A 295-nucleotide genomic window follows, 5' to 3' on the forward strand; every position below is an offset into this window, starting at 1 on the left:
AAGGGCCACAAGTACATGACGGTCGTCGTCGACCACGACCGCGGCAGGGTCGTGTGGATGCATCAGGGCCACGGGGAGAAGGTGTTCGACCTGTTCTTCGAGACGCTCACCGAGGCGCAGCGCGCCTCCATCCGGGTGATCACCGGCGACGGGGCGCGGTGGATCGACGAGTGCGCGTTCCGCTGGTGCCCCATGGCCGAACGCATCCTCGACGGGTTCCACATCGTGTCCTGGGCGACCGACGCGCTCGACAAGGTACGAACCGCCGCATGGCGCGAGGCCCGGAAGAAAGGCG

Annotated in this window: 1 protein-coding gene; it reads left to right on the plus strand. The window is 67.5% G+C overall.

Annotated elements, in window-relative coordinates; translation table 11 throughout:
• The coding region (locus tag DF200_RS11195; RefSeq protein WP_146192082.1) for a transposase at positions 1-295 on the plus strand (295 nt) is incomplete at both ends.

Origin of the sequence: Bifidobacterium catulorum (genome assembly GCF_003129925.1) — a bacterium.
Lineage (GTDB): Bacteria > Actinomycetota > Actinomycetes > Actinomycetales > Bifidobacteriaceae > Galliscardovia > Galliscardovia catulorum.